Here is a 2499-nt window from a genome sequence, read left to right on the forward strand (position 1 = left end):
TGTGACTGGGTGTTGGGGCTCGATGCCCGAACACCCTCTACGCTCACCGGAGGCGCACCCCCGAACCTAGGGAGTTCGGGGGCGCGCCGTTTGTTTGTCGGTGTCAGTCGAACTCGACACCCAACTTCTGTGCAACGTCGACGCCGATGGTCACCAGCTCCGCGATCGCGTGCGGGTGGATGCCGTTCTGTACGGCGACGTCGAGCAGGTCGAGCAGTCCGGTGTCGGCCTCCGGGGCGGTGTCGGCGGTCTCGCGGGCGATGTCGAACGCGATGCCCGCTTCTGCGCCGCGCCCGTCGAGGTAGGCGAACAGTCCGGTGGCGGTGAGGGTCTGCACGCGGGCGGCACCGCGTAACTGGTTTGCCACCAGCAGCATCGCGGCGTGTGCCTCGGCCGCTCCGTAGTGGGCGAGCGAGAGCAACGCATCCCGCAGCTGCGGGCTGGCGGCGGCGACCATTCCGACGCGGGCGGCGAGGTCGGCGCTCGGGACTTCCCGACTGCGGGCCACGGCAGCGAGTTCGGTGATGGTGGCGCGGGGGAAGTCGTGGCCCTGGTCGCGGAACGCCTCACGTGCGGGGCGGGCGTCGGCTTCGGCGGCGATGCCGTAGCGGGCGGCGATCGCGGCCCGGGTGGTCTCGATGCTGCGGCCCTCGGCGACCATGGTGGCGGCAACGGCGGACGTACTCGGGTCCGGGACCGCGCCGCGTTCGAGTGTCTCGAGGTTGACCCACTGGGAACCCTCGATGAGTTCGGCGGTGTGCAGCGACATCATCACGCGCGTGCCGTGTGCCTCGAGACCGTCACCGAGCATGGCCATGTTGTCGAGTGCTGCGGACGCGCCCGGTCCGCCGACGACGGCGGTCAGGACCGCGCCGGTGGCCTGCTCGCGGACGGCGATCCCGCACAGCTGATAGGCGACGGACGCAACGTCCGTGTCGGCGTCGTAGCGCGCCGCGAGGATGACTCGGGGGGCATTGTCGGTGTCGGACTCGCCGACCAGGATCGCCACGATGGATTGCACCGGCACGAATCCCAGCAACGCGGGGATCGCGGCGAGAACATCGGTGGCGGTGGAAAGACGGATCATCAAAACGCTCCTTGGAGGTGTCGGTGGGCCGAACCGAAGTCCCTGCCCGTTCTTTTTGCCCTGCTGGCAAGGGAGAGTCGGATCGGCGGTATCAGGACGGGGTGCAACCCCTGGGCCGGAGAAGTTTTCGCGGGGAGCCTGCGAGTCGCGGAAACTTGTTCGGAGCCGCAGGCCGGCGCAGCCGCCAGGGGTTGTTCCCCGGCCGCCGTCGATCAGGATCGCCCAGGCCAGCAGGTCAAAAGAACGATGTTCTTTCTCCAGGGCGGAGCGCAGCGGAGCTCGATTCAGGGGACACCGCAGGTGGCCTCCACCGGACCGCAGGGGAGGTGCCACCCAAACCGCTGCTGCCTACCCAAGGCGGCCCGCACACGAAGAGGCCCCGAACCGGACGGTTCGGGGCCTTGGTGTCGTGGCGTGTCAGGCGGCGGAGGTGTCGCCTGCGGTGCTCTCGGTCTGGGTTTCGAGAGCGGCGGCGAGGGTGTGCACGGTCGCGAGCACTGTGTGTGCGGTCTCGGCACCGATGGCGGGTGATCGGCTCGGGCTGCGTGGGCCCTCGATCGGGTCGGTCTGTGATCGTCTCATGCAGCTGTGCGGCGAGCTGGCGACGCCAACACCATTCTGAACAACGCCGGATAGAGGGGCTGGTATCGGTTGCGAGTTGCGGTCGTGTAGATACATGCAGGTGACCACCCAGTCTTCCCGTCCGGACGCGTCTCCTGCACTGCCCCCTCCCCAAGTGGGGCCCCGTGGCATAACACTCGTCGGTCTAGGCGTCGGCACGCTTGCGGCCGCCAGCGCAGGCACTTACATTCTCGCCGAGCTCGTGACGCCTCACGGTGTGGCAGTCGTCAATGCGGATCTATCCGGAATCGCTCGGTCGGTCGGATTAATCGTGGCGGGATCCGTCGCGGTGCCGGCCGCTGTGCTCGCCTATAGACGCCAGAAGGCACTCGATCGAGCCAATACGCTCAAAGAGGCAGAGCACGCCCACAAGGAGACAACCGACAACCGCGAGTACGAGACCGGCCGCGAGAGAAACCTACGTGACAGGTACACAGCCTGCGCAGAACAGCTCGGGCACAGTTCTTCCGCTATTCGGCTCGCTGGTGCATATGGGATTGCCTCGCTTGCCGACGACTGGCATGCGATCAATAAGGACGACGAACGGCAGGTATGCGCCGATCTGCTGTGCTCTGTCCTCCGCTCGCCTCCTTACGAGAATGCAAAAGAAGAGCTTCGCTCGACCGTTCTGCGTGTACTGCTCGAACGCCGCAGTCGAAGGGTCGCTAAGTCCAATCAGTGGACTGATGTCAAGTAGGGACTGCCCCCACCGTGGTTGACACTCGGGGTGTGCAGTTCAGGCCGCGTGTGCGGCCTGATGGAGCGTCTCATACTCGATGGGCGTTAGTCGA

Annotated in this window: 3 protein-coding genes; 1 reads left to right on the forward strand and 2 read right to left on the reverse strand. The window is 66.6% G+C overall.

The genetic code is table 11. The features are described 5' to 3' along the window. Positions 1-103 precede the first annotated feature (103 nt). Positions 104-1087 (reverse strand): DUF4192 domain-containing protein, encoded by a 984-nt coding sequence (locus tag ACFTZB_RS45020; protein WP_378442407.1) that lies wholly within the window; start codon positions 1085-1087, stop codon positions 104-106. Positions 1088-1504: 417 nt separating this feature from the next. Next, complete coding sequence (locus tag ACFTZB_RS45025) at positions 1505-1669, reverse strand: hypothetical protein (RefSeq protein ID WP_378442409.1); 165 nt, start codon at positions 1667-1669, stop codon at positions 1505-1507. Positions 1670-1925: 256 nt separating this feature from the next. On the opposite strand from ACFTZB_RS45025, the gene ACFTZB_RS45030 reads away from it, so the two are divergent. Further along, positions 1926-2405, forward strand: coding sequence for a hypothetical protein (locus tag ACFTZB_RS45030; RefSeq protein WP_378442411.1), 480 nt, complete (start codon positions 1926-1928; stop codon positions 2403-2405). Positions 2406-2499: the final 94 nt, after the last annotated feature.

Origin of the sequence: Rhodococcus sp. NPDC057014, from assembly GCF_042673295.1 — a bacterium.
In the GTDB taxonomy this organism is placed as follows: Bacteria; Actinomycetota; Actinomycetes; order Mycobacteriales; family Mycobacteriaceae; genus Rhodococcus_F.